General features: G+C 68.0%; 17 protein-coding genes. 9 read left to right on the plus strand and 8 right to left on the minus strand.

Annotated features, from left to right (window positions below; translation table 11 throughout):
• Positions 1-4: 4 nt before the first annotated feature.
• The gene (locus H5J31_RS07135) at positions 5-1,810 is read right to left on the minus strand and encodes a glycoside hydrolase family 3 protein (RefSeq protein ID WP_181771670.1); all 1,806 of its coding nucleotides are present in this window, start codon (positions 1,808-1,810) and stop codon (positions 5-7) included.
• Positions 1,811-1,976: 166 nt separating this feature from the next.
• On the opposite strand from H5J31_RS07135, the gene H5J31_RS07140 reads away from it, so the two are divergent.
• Both H5J31_RS07140 and H5J31_RS07145 read left to right on the plus strand, forming a co-directional pair.
• Positions 1,977-2,615: a Maf family protein gene (locus H5J31_RS07140; RefSeq protein ID WP_181771671.1), complete on the plus strand. Its 639-nt coding sequence runs from the start codon at positions 1,977-1,979 to the stop codon at positions 2,613-2,615.
• Positions 2,616-2,715: 100 nt separating this feature from the next.
• Entirely contained in the window at positions 2,716-4,080 is a 1,365-nt protein-coding gene (locus H5J31_RS07145; protein WP_181771672.1) for a dicarboxylate/amino acid:cation symporter, read from the plus strand.
• A 232-nt stretch (positions 4,081-4,312) separates the two neighbouring features.
• On the opposite strand, the gene H5J31_RS07150 is transcribed toward H5J31_RS07145, so the two are convergent.
• Positions 4,313-5,026: a hypothetical protein gene (locus H5J31_RS07150; protein ID WP_207897631.1), complete on the minus strand. Its 714-nt coding sequence runs from the start codon at positions 5,024-5,026 to the stop codon at positions 4,313-4,315.
• A gap of 50 nt (positions 5,027-5,076) precedes the next feature.
• On the opposite strand from H5J31_RS07150, the gene H5J31_RS07155 reads away from it, so the two are divergent.
• From H5J31_RS07155 to H5J31_RS07175, 5 genes are all read left to right on the plus strand, one after another.
• Entirely contained in the window at positions 5,077-5,361 is a 285-nt protein-coding gene (locus tag H5J31_RS07155; RefSeq protein ID WP_181771673.1) for an SAV_915 family protein, read from the plus strand.
• 108 nt (positions 5,362-5,469) lie between these two features.
• Positions 5,470-7,260, plus strand: a complete 1,791-nt coding sequence (locus H5J31_RS07160) for an acetyl/propionyl/methylcrotonyl-CoA carboxylase subunit alpha (protein WP_181771674.1) — start codon at positions 5,470-5,472, stop codon at positions 7,258-7,260.
• A gap of 46 nt (positions 7,261-7,306) precedes the next feature.
• Complete coding sequence (locus tag H5J31_RS07165; protein WP_181771675.1) at positions 7,307-7,765, plus strand: DUF1707 SHOCT-like domain-containing protein; 459 nt, start codon at positions 7,307-7,309, stop codon at positions 7,763-7,765.
• Between the two features lie 41 nt (positions 7,766-7,806).
• Positions 7,807-8,181 carry a DUF1707 SHOCT-like domain-containing protein gene (locus H5J31_RS07170; RefSeq protein WP_181771774.1) on the plus strand — a complete coding sequence of 125 codons (375 nt, stop codon included), beginning with the start codon at positions 7,807-7,809 and terminating at the stop codon, positions 8,179-8,181.
• Between the two features lie 32 nt (positions 8,182-8,213).
• Positions 8,214-8,744, plus strand: a complete 531-nt coding sequence (locus tag H5J31_RS07175) for a GNAT family N-acetyltransferase (protein WP_181771676.1) — start codon at positions 8,214-8,216, stop codon at positions 8,742-8,744.
• 74 nt (positions 8,745-8,818) lie between these two features.
• Here the strand turns inward: H5J31_RS07175 and H5J31_RS07180 are convergent, their stop codons facing one another.
• Both H5J31_RS07180 and H5J31_RS07185 read right to left on the minus strand, forming a co-directional pair.
• Positions 8,819-10,282, minus strand: a complete 1,464-nt coding sequence (locus H5J31_RS07180) for a benzaldehyde dehydrogenase (protein ID WP_181771677.1) — start codon at positions 10,280-10,282, stop codon at positions 8,819-8,821.
• 99 nt (positions 10,283-10,381) lie between these two features.
• Positions 10,382-12,121, minus strand: coding sequence for a glycerol-3-phosphate dehydrogenase/oxidase (locus H5J31_RS07185; protein WP_181771678.1), 1,740 nt, complete (start codon positions 12,119-12,121; stop codon positions 10,382-10,384).
• A 234-nt stretch (positions 12,122-12,355) separates the two neighbouring features.
• Here H5J31_RS07185 and H5J31_RS07190 point away from each other — a divergent pair, with 234 nt between their 5' ends.
• Both H5J31_RS07190 and glpK read left to right on the plus strand, forming a co-directional pair.
• Positions 12,356-13,111, plus strand: coding sequence for an MIP/aquaporin family protein (locus H5J31_RS07190; RefSeq protein WP_181771679.1), 756 nt, complete (start codon positions 12,356-12,358; stop codon positions 13,109-13,111).
• Positions 13,112-13,124: 13 nt separating this feature from the next.
• Positions 13,125-14,639 (plus strand): glycerol kinase GlpK, encoded by a 1,515-nt coding sequence (gene glpK, locus H5J31_RS07195; protein ID WP_181771680.1) that lies wholly within the window; start codon positions 13,125-13,127, stop codon positions 14,637-14,639.
• A 65-nt stretch (positions 14,640-14,704) separates the two neighbouring features.
• Here the strand turns inward: glpK and H5J31_RS07200 are convergent, their stop codons facing one another.
• The 4 genes from H5J31_RS07200 to H5J31_RS07215 all read right to left on the minus strand — a co-directional run bounded on the left by H5J31_RS07200 (position 14,705) and on the right by H5J31_RS07215 (position 17,428).
• Positions 14,705-15,322, minus strand: a complete 618-nt coding sequence (locus tag H5J31_RS07200) for a hypothetical protein (protein ID WP_181771681.1) — start codon at positions 15,320-15,322, stop codon at positions 14,705-14,707.
• 127 nt (positions 15,323-15,449) lie between these two features.
• On the minus strand, positions 15,450-16,004 hold the full coding sequence (locus tag H5J31_RS07205; protein WP_181771682.1) for a hypothetical protein: 555 nt from the start codon (positions 16,002-16,004) through the stop codon (positions 15,450-15,452).
• A gap of 5 nt (positions 16,005-16,009) precedes the next feature.
• Positions 16,010-16,687, minus strand: a complete 678-nt coding sequence (locus H5J31_RS07210; protein ID WP_181771683.1) for a class F sortase — start codon at positions 16,685-16,687, stop codon at positions 16,010-16,012.
• A gap of 144 nt (positions 16,688-16,831) precedes the next feature.
• The gene (locus H5J31_RS07215) at positions 16,832-17,428 is read right to left on the minus strand and encodes a hypothetical protein (protein ID WP_181771684.1); all 597 of its coding nucleotides are present in this window, start codon (positions 17,426-17,428) and stop codon (positions 16,832-16,834) included.
• Between the last annotated feature and the right edge of the window lie 207 nt (positions 17,429-17,635).

Here is a 17,635-nt window from a genome sequence, read left to right on the forward strand (position 1 = left end):
CTTCCTATCGGCGGTACCGCAGGCCGAAGCCGTACGGGAACAGCGCCTTCTTGCCGTCACCGACGTTCACCGGTTCCTGAGCCGCACTGGTCGGCCAGCTGAACGTCAGTTTCCCGGTCGGGTCGTAGTCGCCGTAAAGGACATCGGCGACACCGGCACCTTCGCTACCCGGCAGCCAAGCGGCGACGAGCCCGTTGAACTTCGGCAGTTGCGCGGCGATGTCGAGCGGGCGGCCGGACACGGTCACGACGACCACCGGGACACCGGAACTCTTCAGTTTGGCGATCGTGGCGAGGTCTTCGGCGTCGAGTCCGAAGCCGTTCGGCCGGTCTCCCTGCCCTTCGGCGTACGGCGTTTCGCCCACCACCGCGACCGCGACCTTGTAGCTGCCGTCGATTCCGTCACCCGCACGGTCATAGGTCACCGTGGTTCCCTTCCCCGCCCCCGACTTGAGGCCGTCGAGGATGGTGGTGCCCGGGATGACCGGGCCGCTCTGGCCTTGCCACGTGAGCGTCCAGCCGCCCGCCTGATTGCCCATGTCGTTCGCGTTCTTGCCCGCGACGAAGATCTTGTTGTTCTTCTTCGCCAGTGGCAGCACACCGTCGTTCTTCAGCAGCACCTGGGATTCGCGGACGGCCTGCCGGGCCAGATCGCGATGTTCCTTGCCTCCGAACGTCTTCTGGAGCGAACGGTCGGTGTACGGGCGCTCGAACAGGCCGAGCTTGAACTTCTCCGCCAGGATGCGGCGGTTCGCGTCGTCGATCCGGTCGCGCGAGACGCGACCCGCCTCGACCTCGGCCTTGAGGTAGGAGAGGAACTGCGGCGCGTCCCACGGGACCATGAACATGTCGATGCCCGCGTTGACCGAAAGGCGCACTTCCTCGGGGGTGAAGCCTTCCTGGCCGTCGATCTGGTTGATCGCGTTGTAGTCCGAGATCACCAGGCCGGAGAACCGCAGTTCCTTCTTGAGGACGTCGGTGATCAGGTACTTCTGGGCGTGCATGCGCACCCCCTGGAAGCTGGAGAACGAGATCATCACCGAGCCGACGCCGCGGTCGATCGCCTCACGGAACGGCGGCAGATGGATCTGGCGCAGTTCGCGTTCGCTGATCTCGGTGTTGCCCTGGTCGACGCCGTTCGTAGTGCCACCGTCGCCGATGTAGTGCTTCGCGGTCGCGAGCACCGAGCCCGGCTTCTCGCCGAGCTTGCGGCCTTGGAGACCGGTGATGGCCGACGCGTTCGCGATGGCGTCACGCGGGGATTCGCCGAACGACTCGTAAGTCCGGCCCCAGCGATCGTCACGCGCGACGCAGAGGCAAGGCGAGAAGTCCCACTGCGGACCGGTTCCGGCGACTTCCAACGCCGTCGCGCGGCCGATCTTCTCGACCAGCCGCGGGTTGTTCGCGGCGCCCAGACCGATGTTGTGCGGGAAGATCGTCGCGCCGTAGACGTTGTTGTGGCCGTGCACGGCGTCGACGCCGTAGATCGTGGGAATGCCGAGCGGCGTCGAAACCGCCGCCTTCTGGTACGAGTCGACCATGTCGGCCCACCCGGTCGGCGTGTTGCTGGCGGGTACGGAGCCGCCGCCGGACAACAGGGACCCCAGTTTGAGCGCGGCGGCTTGATCGGGGGTGACCGCGCCGCGTTCGGCCTGCGTCATCTGGCCGATCTTGTCGTCGAGACTCATCCGCTTGAGCAGGTCGTTCACTCGGGCGGACGTCGAAGCGTGGGGATTCTTGTACACCGGCCCCGGGGCGGCGGACGCCATCGGGGCCAGTGCCGAACCGGCCAGGAGCAGGCCTGCGAGCACTGTGGTTTGCGTCGTGCGAAGAGATCTTCTGACGCGGAGGCGGGACGACATTGTTTCCTCCGTAGCTCGAACAATCCATATGTTGCGCGCCACAACAAACTAGCTCCAGGTCCGAGTGTTCCAGGTCACAATTAGGCAACGGCGGGCCGTCGAGTACCTTCCGGATGTGCGTTTCGTCCTCGCGTCCCAGTCCCCCGCCCGCCTCGCCGTCCTGCGTTCCGCCGGCCTCGATCCGAGCGTCGTCGTCTCCGGCGTCGACGAGGACGCGGTGGCCGCGTCCCTGACCGATCCGGCTCCCGTGGAACTGGTCCGCGCGCTGGCCGCGGCGAAGGCCGAGGCGGTTTTCGAGACCCTCGTCGGCACTCACGAGGGCAGCGCCGACATGGTCATCGTGGGCTGCGATTCGATGCTGTCGATAGGCGGGGAAATGGTCGGGAAGCCGATCACTCCGGAGGCCGCGCGCGAGCGTTGGGCTTCCATGGCGGGCAAAACCGGTGAACTTCTCACCGGCCACGCGATCATCCGCGTCGAGAACGGCGAGAAGACGAAGGAAGCTTCGGGGACCGAAGGAACGACTGTTCGCTTCGGTACCCCCTCGCAGGAAGACATCGAGGCCTACATCGCGTCCGGCGAACCGCTTCAGGTGGCGGGCGGCTTCACTTTGGACGGGCGTGGCGGCTGGTTCGTCGAAGGAATCGACGGGGACTTCTCGAGCGTCATCGGGATCAGCCTGCCGCTGACCCGCCGTCTCCTGACCGAGGTCGGCGTGAGCGTCGTCGATCTCTGGACCCGTCCCGCATCCTGAGACGGCTCCCACACGATCGGGTGATCCGGAAGAGTCCTGCTTCGCCGAACGTTCTTCACGTTCGGCTAATCAGGAAACTTTCACGCACCGGAGTCGCCCCGTGTCTTTCATTCGGACCTACACCAGGCCAAGGGTCTTCGCGGCGGCGGTCCTCGGCTCGCTCGTCGTGGGCGCCCTCCTCGGCATCCTCGCCAGGACGACCGAAGCGAGCTGGTTGACCGAGCTGCTCGACCAGATCGGTTCGATCTTCACCACGCTGCTGCAGATCGCCGTGATCCCGCTGGTCTTCACCGCGATCGTGGTCGGCATCAACAGCCTCCGCAATCTCGGCGGCGGCAAGAAGGCCGCCCGGCTCGGCGGCAAGACCGTCCTGTGGTTCGCGATCACCTCGTTCATCGCGTCGCTGATCGGCATCGCCGTCGCCAAGCTGTTCAACCCGGGCAGCGGCGGCCTCGGCGAAGGCGTCGCGGCGACCGCGAAGAACGCCGACAAGGCCACCAAGAGCGTGGACAACTGGGGCTCCTGGAGCGCCTTCGTCGACGGCTTGCTGCCGAAGAACTTCCTCACCGCCTTCACCGAGGGTGAGACGCTCCAGGTCCTGGTGCTCGCCGTGCTGATCGGCGCGGCCGCCTACAGCCTCGGGGACAAGGCCAAGCCGTTCGTCGACTTCACCACCAGCGTGTTCGAGATCATCCAGCGCTACCTCGGCTGGATCGTCCGGCTCGCCCCGATCGGCATCATCGGCCTGATCGGCGCGGCCGTCGCGAACTACGGTGACGCGCTGTTCCGGCCGCTGTTCACCACCACTCTCGCGGTGTACGTGGGCTGCTTGCTGGTCCTCTTCGTGGTGTACCCGATCCTGCTGCAGTTCGTGGCGAAGGTCAGCCCGCTGAAGTTCTTCTCCAAGGCGGGCACCGCGATCCAGTTCGCGTTCGCTTCGCAGTCTTCGGCCGCGACGCTCCCCCTCACCCGGCAGTCAGCCGTCAACCTGGGCGTCCAGCCCGCGTACGCCGCCTTCGCGACTCCGCTGGGCAGCGCCACGAAGATGGACGGTTGCGCCGCGGTGTTCCCGGCGATCGGCGCGATCTTCATCGCGAACCTTTCCGGTGTCTCGCTGAACTTCTGGCAGTACGCCGGCATCGTCGTGGTCGCCGTGCTCGGCGCGCTGGCCACCGCGGGCACCACCGGCTGGCTGACCGCGCTGACCCTGACCACCGCGTTCATCGGACTCGACGCGCAGCAGGTGGCGCTCGGGATCGCGCTGATCTACTCGGTCAACCCGATCATGGACATGATGCGGACCGCGACCAACGTCGCCGGCCAGATCGTCGTTCCGGTGGTCGTCGCCCGCGGCGAAGGCCTGCTGGACGACGAGGTCCTGAACTCCACGACGGACCCTTCGCCCGCTGCTGACGGCGAAGCCACTGCCGCGGAGAAGGAGCCCGTCGCCGCAGGCGCCAAGTAGTCACCGAAGTCCGTGAAGGCCTCCTTCCCTACTTTGACGGTAGGGAAGGAGGCCTTCACGGGCTTGGAGAACCGCAGGCGAGGATTTCATCGGAAAGGATCGAGGCCCGAGGTTACGAAAGCCACTTTCGCAACGTTGAAGGTTGCGAAAGTGGCTTTCGCAACACCCCGCCCGCCCGAAGTCCTGAAGCCACCTGCCGCCAAAGTGATAGCAAAGGTCCCTTGCTACCGCGTCAGGGACAGGGCCGCAGGTCAGCCCGGGTGACCCGGACGTCCGGCCAGCCCTTCAGCTCCGAAGGCGCGGTGTACCGGCGCGTGCAGCCCACCGAACCTTTCGCGACGTCGTAGACCTCCGCCAGCACCGGCGCGGCCTGGCAGCGGGCCGAACCGGACTGCGCTCCCGGGCATTCGTGCCGGACGACGATGACGTCGGCGATCCCGTCCGTGGTCACGTCGCTCAGGGCGATCGTCCCGGCATCCGAGAAGTACGGCTTCCCGGTGTCCCGCCAGATCCCGCCGCGCGCGACGAACAGTTCGCCCGCCGAGCCGCCGTCGGTGTCGCCGCGCACCAGGCAGACCGGCGTCGTGCCGTCGACGCAGCGCAGCGAATCGCCCGCGAGGGTGACACCCATGTCGTTGATCATCAAGGGGAAGACCGAGTCCGCGCCGATCCGGACCACGCCCTGCTTCCCCGCCTCGTCACCCAGCAGCACGACGGGCAGCCCCGCGACGGTCATCGCGCCGATCTCCCGGCAGACCGAGTGGCCGCAGTTGACGCCCGGCGTCGTCGGGGCGGCGTCGGGCGCAGGCGCCTGGATCGTGTCCGCGGGCACCGAAGGATCCGGACGGAGCAGGAACACGGCCGCGAACACGCCCGCCGTCACCACGGCGGCGAGCACCGCGGTGAACAGCACGGATCGCGGTGTCCGCGCTTCCTGAGTCCGCATATCCGAGAGCGTAAGTGATCTAGCACAGAGTGCACGTCTATGTTGTTCCCGTGACGAACCCAGCCTTGCCCAACGCCCTGTTCCTCCCCACCGCGAAAAAGCCGAAGGACTTCACGAGCGCGGAGATCGAGCTGCGCCGGACCAGCGACGGCCGGATGGCGCTGATCGCGTTCACCACGGTGCAGCGCCTGGTCGAATGCTGCGGCCCGCACCAGCCGTGGGCCTTGGTCAAATCCGAGCACCTCGGCCGGGTCTACCGGGAACAGCCGTACGACCTCATCGTGCTCGATTCCGACCTTCCAGAAGAACTGCGCCACCGCGAGGCGCTGGTATAAACAGAAGTCACTGGGTGGCCTTGCTCTCACTCGATCAGAGTGGAACTTCCGTAAACTGCTGCGGAGCCGCATCGGGGCGGCCCGACGTGCGAACGCAGGAGGTACGGCGTGACCGAGCAGGCCGGCACAGGTGGTCCGGTGACCAAGATCCTGATCGCGAACCGTGGCGAGATCGCGGTCCGGGTGATCAGGGCGGCGAAGGACGCCGGGCTGACCAGCGTGGCCGTCTACGCCGATCCGGACCGTGACGCACCCCACGTCCGTCTCGCGGACGAGGCCTTCGCCCTCGGTGGGACCACCGCGGCGGAGAGCTACCTCGTCTTCGACAAGCTGCTCGACGCCGCCAAGCGGTCGGGCGCGGACTCGGTGCACCCGGGTTACGGCTTCCTTTCCGAGAACGCGGACTTCGCGCAGGCCGTGATCGACGCCGGACTGACCTGGATCGGGCCGAGCCCGCAGGCCATCCGCGACCTCGGCGACAAGGTGACCGCGCGCCACATCGCGCTGCGCGCCGGCGCCCCGCTCGTGCCCGGTACGAAGGACCCCGCCAAGAACGCGGACGAGATCGTCGCGTTCGCCGACGAGCACGGGCTGCCGGTCGCGATCAAGGCGGCGTTCGGCGGCGGTGGCCGCGGCCTCAAGGTCGCGCGCACCCGCGAGGAGATCCCGGAGCTCTTCGAGTCCGCGACCCGCGAGGCGATCTCCGCCTTCGGCCGCGGCGAATGCTTCGTCGAGCGCTACCTGGACAAGCCGCGTCACGTCGAGGCCCAGGTACTCGCCGACCAGCACGGCAACGCGATCGTCGTCGGCACCCGCGACTGCTCGCTGCAGCGCCGCCACCAGAAGCTGGTCGAGGAGGCGCCCGCGCCGTTCCTGACCGACGAGCAGCGCAAGCGCATCCACGAGTCCGCGAAGGCGATCTGCAAGGAAGCGGGTTACTACGGCGCCGGAACGGTCGAGTACCTCGTCGCCGTCGACGGCACGATCTCGTTCCTCGAGGTCAACACCCGGCTCCAGGTCGAGCACCCGGTGTCCGAGGAGACCACGGGCCTCGACCTCGTGCGCGAGATGTTCCGCATCGCCCGCGGCGAGAAGCTGCGCATCACCGAAGACCCGGTGCCGCGCGGTCACTCGATCGAATTCCGCATCAACGGTGAGGACGCCGGTCGCGGCTTCCTGCCCGCCCCCGGCACCGTGACGAAGTTCGTCGCGCCGAGCGGACCCGGCGTCCGCGTCGACTCGGGTGTCGAGTCCGGCAGCGTCATCGGCGGCCAGTTCGACTCGATGCTCGCGAAGCTGATCGTCACCGGCTCGGACCGGCAGAACGCGCTCGAACGCAGCCGCCGGGCACTGGCCGAGATGGTCGCCGACGGTATGGCGACGGTCCTGCCGTTCCACCGCGTGATCGTGGACGACCCCGCCTTCATCGGCGACGAAGACGGCTTCAGCGTGCACACCCGCTGGATCGAGACCGAGTTCGAGAACAAGATCGAGCCGTTCGTCGCCCCCGAAGCCGCCGACGCCGAAGAAGAGCAGCCGCGCCAGAACGTCGTCGTCGAGGTCGGCGGCCGCCGCCTCGAAGTGTCGCTTCCCGGCGGTTTCTCGCTCGACGGCGGTGGCGGCGGCACGGCCGTCAAGGCCAAGCCGCGCAAGCGGGCCGGCGGCACCAAGGCCGCGGTGAGCGGCGATGCCGTCACCGCACCGATGCAGGGCACCATCGTGAAGGTCGCCGTCGAAGAGGGCCAGCAGGTCGAGGCGGGCGAACTGGTCGTCGTGCTCGAAGCGATGAAGATGGAGAACCCGGTCACCGCGCACAAAGCGGGTACCGTCACCGGCCTTTCGGTCGAGGTCGGCGCAGCGGTGACGCAGGGAACCCAGCTGTTCGAGCTGAAAGACTGACGATTGTCGTGGTTGACGGACCCTCGCTCGGCCTACCATCGAAAGGGTGAGCGAGGTTCCGTCTCCGCGGCTGCGGATCAGTGACCAGGATCGAGAGTCCGCGCTGACCGCACTGGGTGAGCACATGAGCGTGGGCCGGATCGACATCGACGAATTCGGCGAGCGGTCGGCTCAGGTCACCGCCGCCAAGACCCGCGGTGAGCTGTCCGAGATCTTCGCCGACCTGCCTGAACCGCACCCGGCCTACGACGTGCCGAAAACAGCGGTCGGCGAGCCGGAGAAACCGGCGTGGGCGGGCATCTCCCCGGCTCAGCGGGTCATGGGCGCCCTGCTGCCGATCCTCTTCATCGCCTCCATCGCGCTCATCATCACCACCGGCGTCACCTGGTGGTTCATCCTCGTCCCGATCGGGATCAGCGCCCTCGGCGAGGGTATCTGGGGCAAGGGCTGGGAGAACGCGCACAAGAAGCTCGCGAAGCAACGTCGCCGGGAACTGGACGGCTGATCCGCCCGTAGACTCGGGATGTGAGTGACGGGAGACCGGACATACGGCTGAGCGACGCCGAACGCCAAGACGCGCTCGAAGCCTTGGAAGAGCATGTCCGCACCGGCAGACTCGACCTCGACGAATTCGGCACCCGGTCGGCGAAGATCAGCGCGGCGAGGATGGCGAGCGACCTCGAACCGCTGTTCACGGACCTCCCATCGCCCAGACCCAGTGCGCTGCTCCCCCTGCCCACGATGCCCGGTGTCGCGCAGGCGTCCGCGAAAAACGACGCTCCACCGGCGAAATGGCTGACCGCCAGCGCCGTGCCGATCGCCGCCGCGGTCGCGATCGCGCTGTTCTTCTTCACCCGCGGGACGTTCCTGGTGTTCCTGCTCCCGCTGGCGGTCGCGCTGATCATGAGCCGCCGACGCTGAAGCGGCGCCACCGGTCCGGTTACCCTCGAAGGGTGGAACCGGTGGAGATCAACGCGGGCGAGTACTACCTGCGACAGCTTCGGGCCGACAAGGCACTCGACGACCGTCCGGCGCTGGTCGCGGCCTTCGCCGACCCGACACATCGCAAGTACGTCCTGAACTACCGGCTGCGCGACCTCGACGAGGCGACCGAGTACGTCGCTCTACGCGCTGCTCAGTGGGCCGGCGACGAGCGCTGCTCCTGGGCGGTGGCGGAGCCGACGACCGGCGATCTGCTGGGCGAGGTCGGCCTGCGCGATCTGGATCTCGACCTCGGCTACGCGGAGGCGTCGGTCTGGGTCCGGGCGGCGTCGCGCGGCAAGGGCGTCGCGAGCACCGCGCTCAACGCCGCCCTGCGGTTCGGTTTCGGCGGCCTCGGCCTGCGTGAGGTCAGCTACCGCTACGAGGAGACCAACGACGTCTCGGCCTCGGTCGCCCGTAAATGCGGGTTCACCCTGATCGGCCCCGAACTGGATCCGGCCCCGACCGGGGAACGCCTCATCCGCTGGCGCCGCACCGCCTGACTCCCCCGCGTTTCGTCCTCTGAATGCGGTAGTGCGTAGTGCGAACCACCGCATTCAGAGGACTGAATGCGGGGTCAGAAGGGGTAGCGGGCCGGGGTGTTCCGGACGGTGACCCAGCGGGTCTCGGTGAAGGCCTCGACGTTCGCCGCCGCACCGCCGAAACGGCTTCCGGTGCCCGAAGCCGCGACGCCACCGAAGGGGCTGTTCGCCTCGTCGCTGACGGTCTGGTCGTTGATGTGCACGATCCCGGTCGGGACGCGGTCGGCCAGTTCCAGTCCTTTGAGGACGTCGCGGGTGACGATGCCCAGCGAAAGCCCGTACTCGCTCGTCGTGGCCAGCCGGATGGCCTCCTCGGCGTCGGAGAACCGCACGATCGGCGCGACCGGGCCGAAGATCTCCTGGGCGACCGCGGGCGCGTCCGGCGGCACGTCGGCGAGCACCGTCGCGGCGTAGAAGAGCCTGTCGTATTCGCCACCGGCCGCGATCCGCGCGCCCGCCGCGACGCTGGAGGTGACCAGGTCGTGGATCTTGTCGCGCTGCCCGGCGTCGATGATCGGCCCGAGCGCGACCTCCTCCTGCGCCGGGTCGCCCACCCGCAGGGCCGCCGCCTTCGCCGCGAGCCGCTCGACGAAGTCGTCGTAAAGCCGCTCGTGCACCAGGTGCCGCCCGGTGGTCATGCAGATCTGGCCCTGGTGGAAGAAGGAGCCGAAGGCGGCCAGCCCGGCGGCTTCGTCGACGTCCGCGTCGTCGAGCACGATGAGCGCCGAGTTCCCGCCCAGTTCCAGATGCGCGCGCTTCAGGTGTTTTCCGGCGAGTTCGCCGACCTTGCGCCCGGCGCCGGTCGATCCGGTGAACGAGATGACCCGGACCGCCGGATGCGTCACCAGTTCCTCGCCGACGTCGGCGCCGCCGGGCAGCATCTGCAGTACTCCCGGCGGCAGGCCCGCTTCCTCGAAGATCCGCGCGAGGACGACGCCACCGGTGACCGCGGTGCGCGGATCCGGCTTCAGGATGACCGCGTTGCCCAGCGCGAGCGCCGGGGCGACCGAGCGGACGCCCAGGATGATCGGCATGTTGAACGGCGAGATCACCGCGACGACACCGGCCGGGACACGGCGCGCCATGGAGAGGCGCGGTTCCTCGCTCGGCAGGAGTTCGCCGTACGGGCGGCCGGGCAACGCCGCCGCCTCGTAGCACTCCTGTTCCGCGACGTGCAGCGAAAAGCCGGCGACGCCGGGCACCGCACCGACCTCGCGGACGTTCCACCAGCGGATCTCGTCGGCGTGCTCGGACCACAACCGGGCCGCGGTGCGCAGGATCGCGGCGCGCTGGACATGCGGTGTGGCCGCCCAGGACCGTTGCGCCTCGGCCGCGGTTTCCGCCGCTTTCGCGGCGTCTTCGGCCGAGGCGACGCCGATGCTTCCCAGCACCGCACCGGTCGCGGGCTCCGTCACCTTCCGGGTGCCGCCGGTGCCGGGCACCCACGAGCCGCCGGCGAAGATCCGGTCCGTCCAGGTCGACGAGTCGAGAAACACCACAGGTCCGCCTTCCGTCGCGAGGGACGGCCGACGCTATGACAGATTCACCCGATCAGGCAATGATCCTTGCGCGCTTGGCACACCACTCGGCAGCGGCGATCAACTCACCGGTTCGATGATCCCGGAACGCGCTTCCGGCGCGGACGACCGCAGCGCGTCGGCGGCCTCGTCGCTCGGCTGCGACTGGGACTTCCGCTCCGCGTCGACCCGCGCCTTGTAGACCTCGACCTCGCGTTTGATCTCGTCCTTGGACCAGCCGAGCACCTCGCCCACCAGCACGGCGACCTGATCGGCGCAGTCCACCCCGCGGTGTGCGTACTCGATCGAGATCCGCGTCCGGCGCGCCAGGACGTCTTCCAGGTGCAGCGCGCCCTCGTGGCTGGCCGCGTAGACGACCTCGACGCCGAGATAGTCCGGCGCGTGCTCCAGTGGCTTCAGCAGCTCCGGCCGTCCTTCGCCGAGCGCGAGGACTTCGTGCACCATCGAGCCGTAGCGGTCGAGCAGATGACGGACGCGGTACGGGTGCAGCCCGTGCTCCGCGGCCAGGTGGTCGGCCTGGTTCACCAGTGCGTGGTAGCCGTCCGCGCCCAGCAGCGGCACCTTGTCCGTGATGGACGGCTGCGGCCTGCCCGGCAGATCGACCGCCGCCGCGTCGACGGCGTCGGCCGCCATCACCCGGTAGGTGGTGTACTTCCCGCCCGCGATCGCGACGAGTCCCGGCGCGACCCGCGCGACGGCGTGCTCACGCGAAAGCTTCGACGTCTCTTCGCTTTCCCCGGCGAGCAAAGGCCGGAGCCCCGCGTAGACACCTTCGATGTCGTCATGCGTCAGCGGCGTCGCGAGCACGGTGTTGACGTGTTCGAGGAGGTAGTCGATGTCGTGCTTCGTCGCGGCGGGGTGCGCGAGGTCGAGGTTCCAGTCCGTGTCCGTGGTACCGACGATCCAGTGGTTGCGCCACGGGATGACGAAGAGGACGGACTTCTCGGTGCGCAGGATCATGCCCGATTCCGAGACGATCCGGTCGCGCGGGACGACGATGTGCACGCCCTTGCTCGCGCGGACGCGGAACCGGCCGCGGCCACCGGAAAGGCGCTGCAGTTCGTCGGTCCAGACCCCCGTGCAGTTGACCACCGCGGAGGCCTCGATCTCGGTCTCGCGGCCGTCTTCGACGTCGCGCACGCGGACGCCGGAGATGCGGTCCGCCTCGCGCAGGAAACCGACCACCTGGGTCGAGGTGCGCACGACGGCGCCGTAATGCGCGGCGGTGCGGGCGACGGTCATCGTGTGACGCGCGTCGTCGGACTGCGCGTCGTAGTAACGGATTCCGCCGATCAACGCGGACCGCTTGAGCGCCGGGACCATCCGCAGCGCGCCCGCGCGGCTCAGGTGCTTCTGGCCGGGGACCGAGCGCGCGCCGCCCATCGTGTCGTACATCAGCAGGCCGGCGGCGGTGTACGGACGCTCCCAGACACGATGCGTCAGCGGGTACAGGAAGCTGACCGGCTTCACCAGATGCGGCGCGATCGTCGTCAGCATCAGTTCGCGCTCACGCAGAGCTTCGCGCACCAAACCGAATTCCAGCTGTTCGAGGTAACGGAGCCCGCCGTGGAAGAGCTTGCTGGACCGGCTCGACGTCCCCGAAGCGAGGTCGCGCGCTTCGACCAGAGCGACCCGCAGACCCCGGGTCGCGGCGTCGAGCGCGGTGCCCGCCCCGACCACGCCGCCGCCGATCACGACAAGGTCGAATTTGTCCTCACCCAGGCGTTGCCACGACTCTTCCCGCTTGAGCGGTCCCAGCCTGGCGGGGCTGTTTTCGGCTTCGCGCTGAGAGCTTGCCACGTGACATTCCTCCTTGTGCCGCTGTGTCTCCAGCATCGCACGATCGGCCGCTACCGGTCCGTTATGCGGGTGACACATGTGGCGTAACCCTCGTGGATCTTGAAAGAATTCGTCCGCTCAACGCCTGGAAGGAACAAATACGCGGCGGTAACGTGCCACGAACGTGGGTCGGCAAGGGCGCCGTAGCACACCGTGTTCGACCCTGCGCGGAATGTCCAATGTGGAGGTCGTACGGTGAGTGTGGGAGCCATATTCGTCTGGGAACTGCTGGGAACGGCGGTCCTGATCCTGCTGGGTAACGGCGTGGTCGCCAACCACGTGTTGCGAAAGAACAACGGCCACAACGGTGGCGTCGTGATGATCACCCTCGGGTGGGCGTTCGCGGTTTTCACCGGTGCCAGCATCGCCGCGCCGAGCGGCGCGCACCTCAACCCCGCGGTGACACTGGGCCTCGCCATCGCCGACAAGACGAAGTGGGCGGACGTCCCGATCTACTTCGCCGGGCAGATGATCGGTGCCATCCTCGGCGCCGTGCTCTGCTGGGCCACCTACAAACTGCAGTTCGACGACCACCCGCAGCGCGACGAGACGCTCGGCATCTTCTCCACCGCCCCGCAGATCCCGAACAAGGCGTGGAACCTCGTCACCGAGATCATCGGCACCTTCGTGCTGGTCGCGTGGATCCTGCTCAGCCCGGTCTACACCAACGCAGCGGGTGAGAGCGGAACGCCGAGTTTCGGCAACTCCGCACTGGGCTACGCCGGTGTAGCGTTCGTCGTGCTGGTCATCGGCCAGTCCCTCGGTGGCCCGACCGGTTACGCCATCAACCCGGCCCGAGACCTCGGCCCCCGCATCGCCTACGCGTTCCTGTTGCCCATCAAGAACAAGGCCAACCCGAACTGGGGTTACTCCTGGATCCCGGTCGCCGGCCCGCTGGTCGGCGGTGCCCTGGCCGCCCTGCTTTTCCTCGCCGTCCACAACCTGACCTGAGACTGGAGCTTCGATGACTTCGTACGTAGCCGCGATCGACCAGGGCACCACGTCGACCCGCTGCATGATCTTCGACCACTCCGGCCGGGTCGTCGCCGTCGACCAGCGGGAACACGAGCAGATCTTCCCGAAGGCGGGCTGGGTCGAGCACAACGCCGAGGAGATCTGGGAGAACACGCGGGCCGTCGCGGCGGGCGCGCTCGCCAAGGGGGACCTGGTCGCCGGCGACATCGTCGCGGTCGGCATCACCAACCAGCGCGAGACCACGCTGGTCTGGGACCGCACCACCGGCAAGCCGGTGTACAACGCGATCGTGTGGCAGGACACCCGCACCGACAAGATCGTCAACGACCTGGGCGCGCTCGGCGGCGGACAGGAGCGCTACCGCGAGAAGGTGGGCCTGCCGCTGGCGACCTACTTCTCCGGTCCGAAGATCAAGTGGATCCTCGACAACGTTGACGGTGCCCGCGCGAAGGCCGAAGCCGGTGACCTGATCTTCGGCAACATGGACACCTGGGTGCTGTGGAACATGACCGGCGGGGTCGACGGCGGCGTGCACGTCACCGACCCGACCAACGCCTCCCGCACCATGCTGATGGACCTCGACACCCTGACGTGGGACACCGAGATCGCCGCGGAGATGACGATCCCGGTGTCGATGCTGCCGGAGATCCGGTCGTCCTCGGAGGAGTACGGCAAGGTCCGCGAAAAGGGTGCGCTGGCCGGGGTCCCGATCGCGGGCATCCTGGGCGACCAGCAGGCCGCGACGTTCGGGCAGGCGTGCCTTTCGCCTGGTGAAGCGAAGAACACCTACGGCACCGGCAACTTCATGCTGCTCAACACGGGCACCGAGAAGGTCATGTCGGAGAACGGGCTGCTCACGACGGTCTGCTACAAGATCGGCTCGAACGACACGGTGTACGCGCTCGAAGGTTCGATCGCGGTCACCGGTTCGCTCGTGCAGTGGCTGCGCGACAACCTCGGCCTGATCGGCTCCGCGGCCGAGATCGAGCAGCACGCCCGTACCGTCGAGGACAACGGCGGCGCGTACTTCGTGCCGGCGTTCTCGGGCCTCTTCGCGCCGTACTGGCGTTCCGACGCCCGCGGCGCGATCGTCGGCCTCACCCGGTTCGTCAACAAGGGCCACATCTCGCGGGCGGTCCTGGAAGCGACCGCTTTCCAGTCCCGCGAGGTGATCGACGCGATGAACGCCGACTCCGGCGTCCCGCTGAAGTCGCTGAAGGTCGACGGCGGCATGGTCGTCAACGAACTGCTCATGCAGTTCCAGGCGGACATCCTCGGCGTGCCCGTGATCCGCCCGGTGGTCAACGAGACCACCGCGCTCGGTGCCGCCTACGCGGCCGGTCTCGCCGTCGGTTTCTGGAAGAGCGAAGACGACATCCGCAACAACTGGGCGCAGGACAAGCAGTGGGACCCGTCGATGGACGAGGCCCGCCGCGAGTCCGAATACCGCAACTGGAAGAAGGCCGTCACGAAGACCTTCGATTGGGTCGAAGACGACGCCTGACCTGTCAAGTCCGTGAAGACCTCCTTCCCCACTTTCAAGGTAGGGAAGGAGGCCTTCACGGCATTTCAGCCGAGCGCGCCGCCACCGGTCTGCGGAGCGCCCTTCGGCGTGACCTTCACCTGCGGCGTCTTGCCGGGCGAAGAGGGCGGCGTGCCGCACGACTTCGTCAGCGCCGCCGGGACGACGGCACGCGAACTGGACGGCGCCGGACTCGACGACGGCGCGCTGGAACTCGACGGCGGTTCGCTGCTCGACGGGGGTTTGCCACTCGACGGCGGCGCGGTCGGCGGTGTCGTCGGCGTCGTGGTCGGCAGGCAGACGATCTCGAACTCGACGGTCGCCGTCCCGCTGGCGGCCGGAAGATTCGGGCCGCCGTCGCAGTGGAAGCTCGCTTTGAACTTGCCGGTCTTCCCCGCCGCCTTGCCGTGGCCGATGAGCGGCGCCTGGTTGCCCGAACCCGACTGGACGACGAGTGTGACCGGACCGGCCAGGCCCGGCGACGTCACCGCCGTGCGGGTGCCGTGACAACTGGCCGTGAATTCGAGTGCCTGTCCGGGAGCGACCTTCGCCGAACTGACCCAGAGCTTCGGCGGCGGAGCGGTCGCGGCCGCCTGTGGCGCGAGGAACACTCCCGCCGTCATCGCGAGCAGACCCGCGCCCGCGACGATTCCCTTCATTCCCATGATTTTCTCCCTCAGTGCGTGCCCTCGCATGGGGAATACCTCCGGGAAGGGAAATCGGTTGCCTTCGTGCCCCAAAAAAATAGCCGTGAGTGGCAAGGACGGTTCTCACGTCCTTACCACTCACGACTCAATTCGCCGTTCCCCCGCCACCGGTCTGCGGCGCCCCCACCGGAATCTTAGAAACCTGACCACCCGACGCCGGTTTCACCGGAGAAACCGATTTCGACGGCGTCGGCTTATGCGGTTTGGGCGTCGGAGCAGGAGTCGCCGTCTTATCCGGCAGGATCTGCAGATTGGCCGTCATCGTCGTCTTCTTGCAGACCGCGGTGACCGCGTAGAACCCCGGCCGGGCCTTGTCGCCGATATGCGCGACGGTCCCCTGGATCACCGGCTCCGGGTTCGTCACCTCGAACTCCCCGATCCGGTCCAGCACCATCGACTTCACCTCGCCCAGCTCCCCCACCGGACAGCCGACGGACACGAGGATCTCCTCCCCCGCCTTCGACTCGCGCGGGGAAAGCCCCAGGAACGGATACGGATCCGCCTTCGGGCTCGGCGCGGGACTCGACGACGACGTCGGTGGCGGCGGCACCGCCGGGACGTCGTCCTGCGCGTACGCGACGGTGGGGACGACCAGCGCCACCCCGCACGCCACCACCAGCGCGGACCGGTACTTGATCATGGGACTCACCTCGCGATCAGCCGAGCGAAGACGATGATGTTGTCGAGATAGTTGTGCGCGACCTTGTCGAAGACGCCACCGCAGGTGATGAGCCGCAGTTCCGGCTCGGTGGTGTCGCCGTAGACGGCGTCGGTGGGGAACTTGTCCTTCGGTACCCGCTCGACCTTCGTGACCGCGAACTCGGCCGTCGTGCCGTCCTTGCGGGCGACCGAGACCTTGTCGCCGGGCGCGAGTTCCTTCAGCCGGAAGAAGATGCCCTGCTGCTTGTTCCCGTCGACGTGCCCGAGGATCACCGACGGCCCGACCTCCCCCGGGGTCGGCCCGTTCACGTACCAGCCGGCCTGCATCGGCTGGGTCACCGGCGGTACCTCGACGGTGTTGTCCGCGTTGAGCCCGAGCGGGACCAAAGTGGACTTCGCGCCGATCTTCGGCACGTCGATCGAGACCGGATCGACCTTCGGCATCCCCTCGACGGCCGCCCCACCCTCGGCCTCCGCACGGGAAGCACCGGGTGCGCCGGTGCTCGGCTCGACCGCCGACGTCTCCCCCACGACCTGCGGCGCCGCGTCCTGCCCGGAACCCCCCGGTCCGGACAGGACGAACGCCAGGGTCGCCAAAACGGCCAGCAGGACGACCGCGAGCGCCAGCGGCGCCCGCCGTCCCTTCAACCATGTCGACTTCATGTTCACCCCTGTAGTGAAACGGTGCCGGTGAAGCGCGAGCCGGTCCCGGCCCCCAGACCGGGACCGGCTCGTCGTTCACCCCACGCATGCCAGACGCCACGCGCGACCGGACGGTTGCCCGCCCAGGTCACGAAAAGATCGCGATCAGTCCCGTGCCGCCCGACGACGGTACGCGGCGGCCCCGACCCCGCCCGCGACCAGCGCGACACCGCCGGCCACAGCGGCCAGGACGCCCGCGTGGTCGGCGGGCCCCTCGGCACCTCCCGTCTGGGGCGCACCGGCCGGCACCTTCGTGACCTGGCCCTTCTCCGGGAGCACCTCGAACGTCACCGTCGACTTGTCGATCCAGCAGCTCAGCGTGACCGTGTACTTGCCCGGCTTGACGTTCTTGACCACGGCGGTCTTCTTCGTGACGTCGGCAGTGAGCGCCGCCGAGGAGATCGCCGGGCCGCCGTTGTCGTCCTCGCGGTATCTGCAGTCGAAGTCCAGCTTGATCCGGTCACCGGCGCGCCCCTTGGCGGGCGAGACGCTCAACGGCTTCTTGAGTCCGTACAGGGTGCCGTGCGGCCCCGGCCCGTCCACGTCCTCGGTCGGCGAAGGAGACGAGGACGGGGACGGCGAGGGAGACGCCGAAGAAGTGGGCGACGACGTTCCGGTCGGCGAAGTCGCCAACGCGACGCCTGGCGCGAGAAGAAGGAAACCGGCGATGGAACCGGCTGCGAGCATAATGGTGCGCTTCATGGTCAACCCCAATAAGTGAATACGAATACTGCGGAGAATGCGGGAAAGGGAGAAATCCGCGCCCCTGTTCCCCCAGTGGCGGCACTTCGTTTCCCAACACCCCCAAGACGTCGCGGCGCACCCACGGGTTGCCCGGTTTCATCACGAAAAGGTCGCGGAAATCCGCACGTTCCCGGGAATGAGAAAACCGCCCCCGGAGCGAGTCCG

Source organism: Amycolatopsis pittospori, from assembly GCF_013870525.1.
GTDB classification, from domain to species: Bacteria; Actinomycetota; Actinomycetes; order Mycobacteriales; family Pseudonocardiaceae; genus Amycolatopsis; species Amycolatopsis pittospori.

Bases quoted from the DNA above. Each gene is read 5' to 3' on its own strand.
- glpK (WP_181771680.1), top strand. From the start codon at position 13,125: ATGACTTCGTACGTAGCCGCGATCGACCAGGGCACCACGTCGACCCGC.
- H5J31_RS07150 (WP_207897631.1), bottom strand. From the start codon at position 5,026: ATGCGGACTCAGGAAGCGCGGACACCGCGATCCGTGCTGTTCACCGCG.
- H5J31_RS07205 (WP_181771682.1), bottom strand. From the start codon at position 16,004: ATGATCAAGTACCGGTCCGCGCTGGTGGTGGCGTGCGGGGTGGCGCTG.
- H5J31_RS07210 (WP_181771683.1), bottom strand. From the start codon at position 16,687: ATGAAGTCGACATGGTTGAAGGGACGGCGGGCGCCGCTGGCGCTCGCG.
- H5J31_RS07200 (WP_181771681.1), bottom strand. From the start codon at position 15,322: ATGGGAATGAAGGGAATCGTCGCGGGCGCGGGTCTGCTCGCGATGACG.
- H5J31_RS07215 (WP_181771684.1), bottom strand. From the start codon at position 17,428: ATGAAGCGCACCATTATGCTCGCAGCCGGTTCCATCGCCGGTTTCCTT.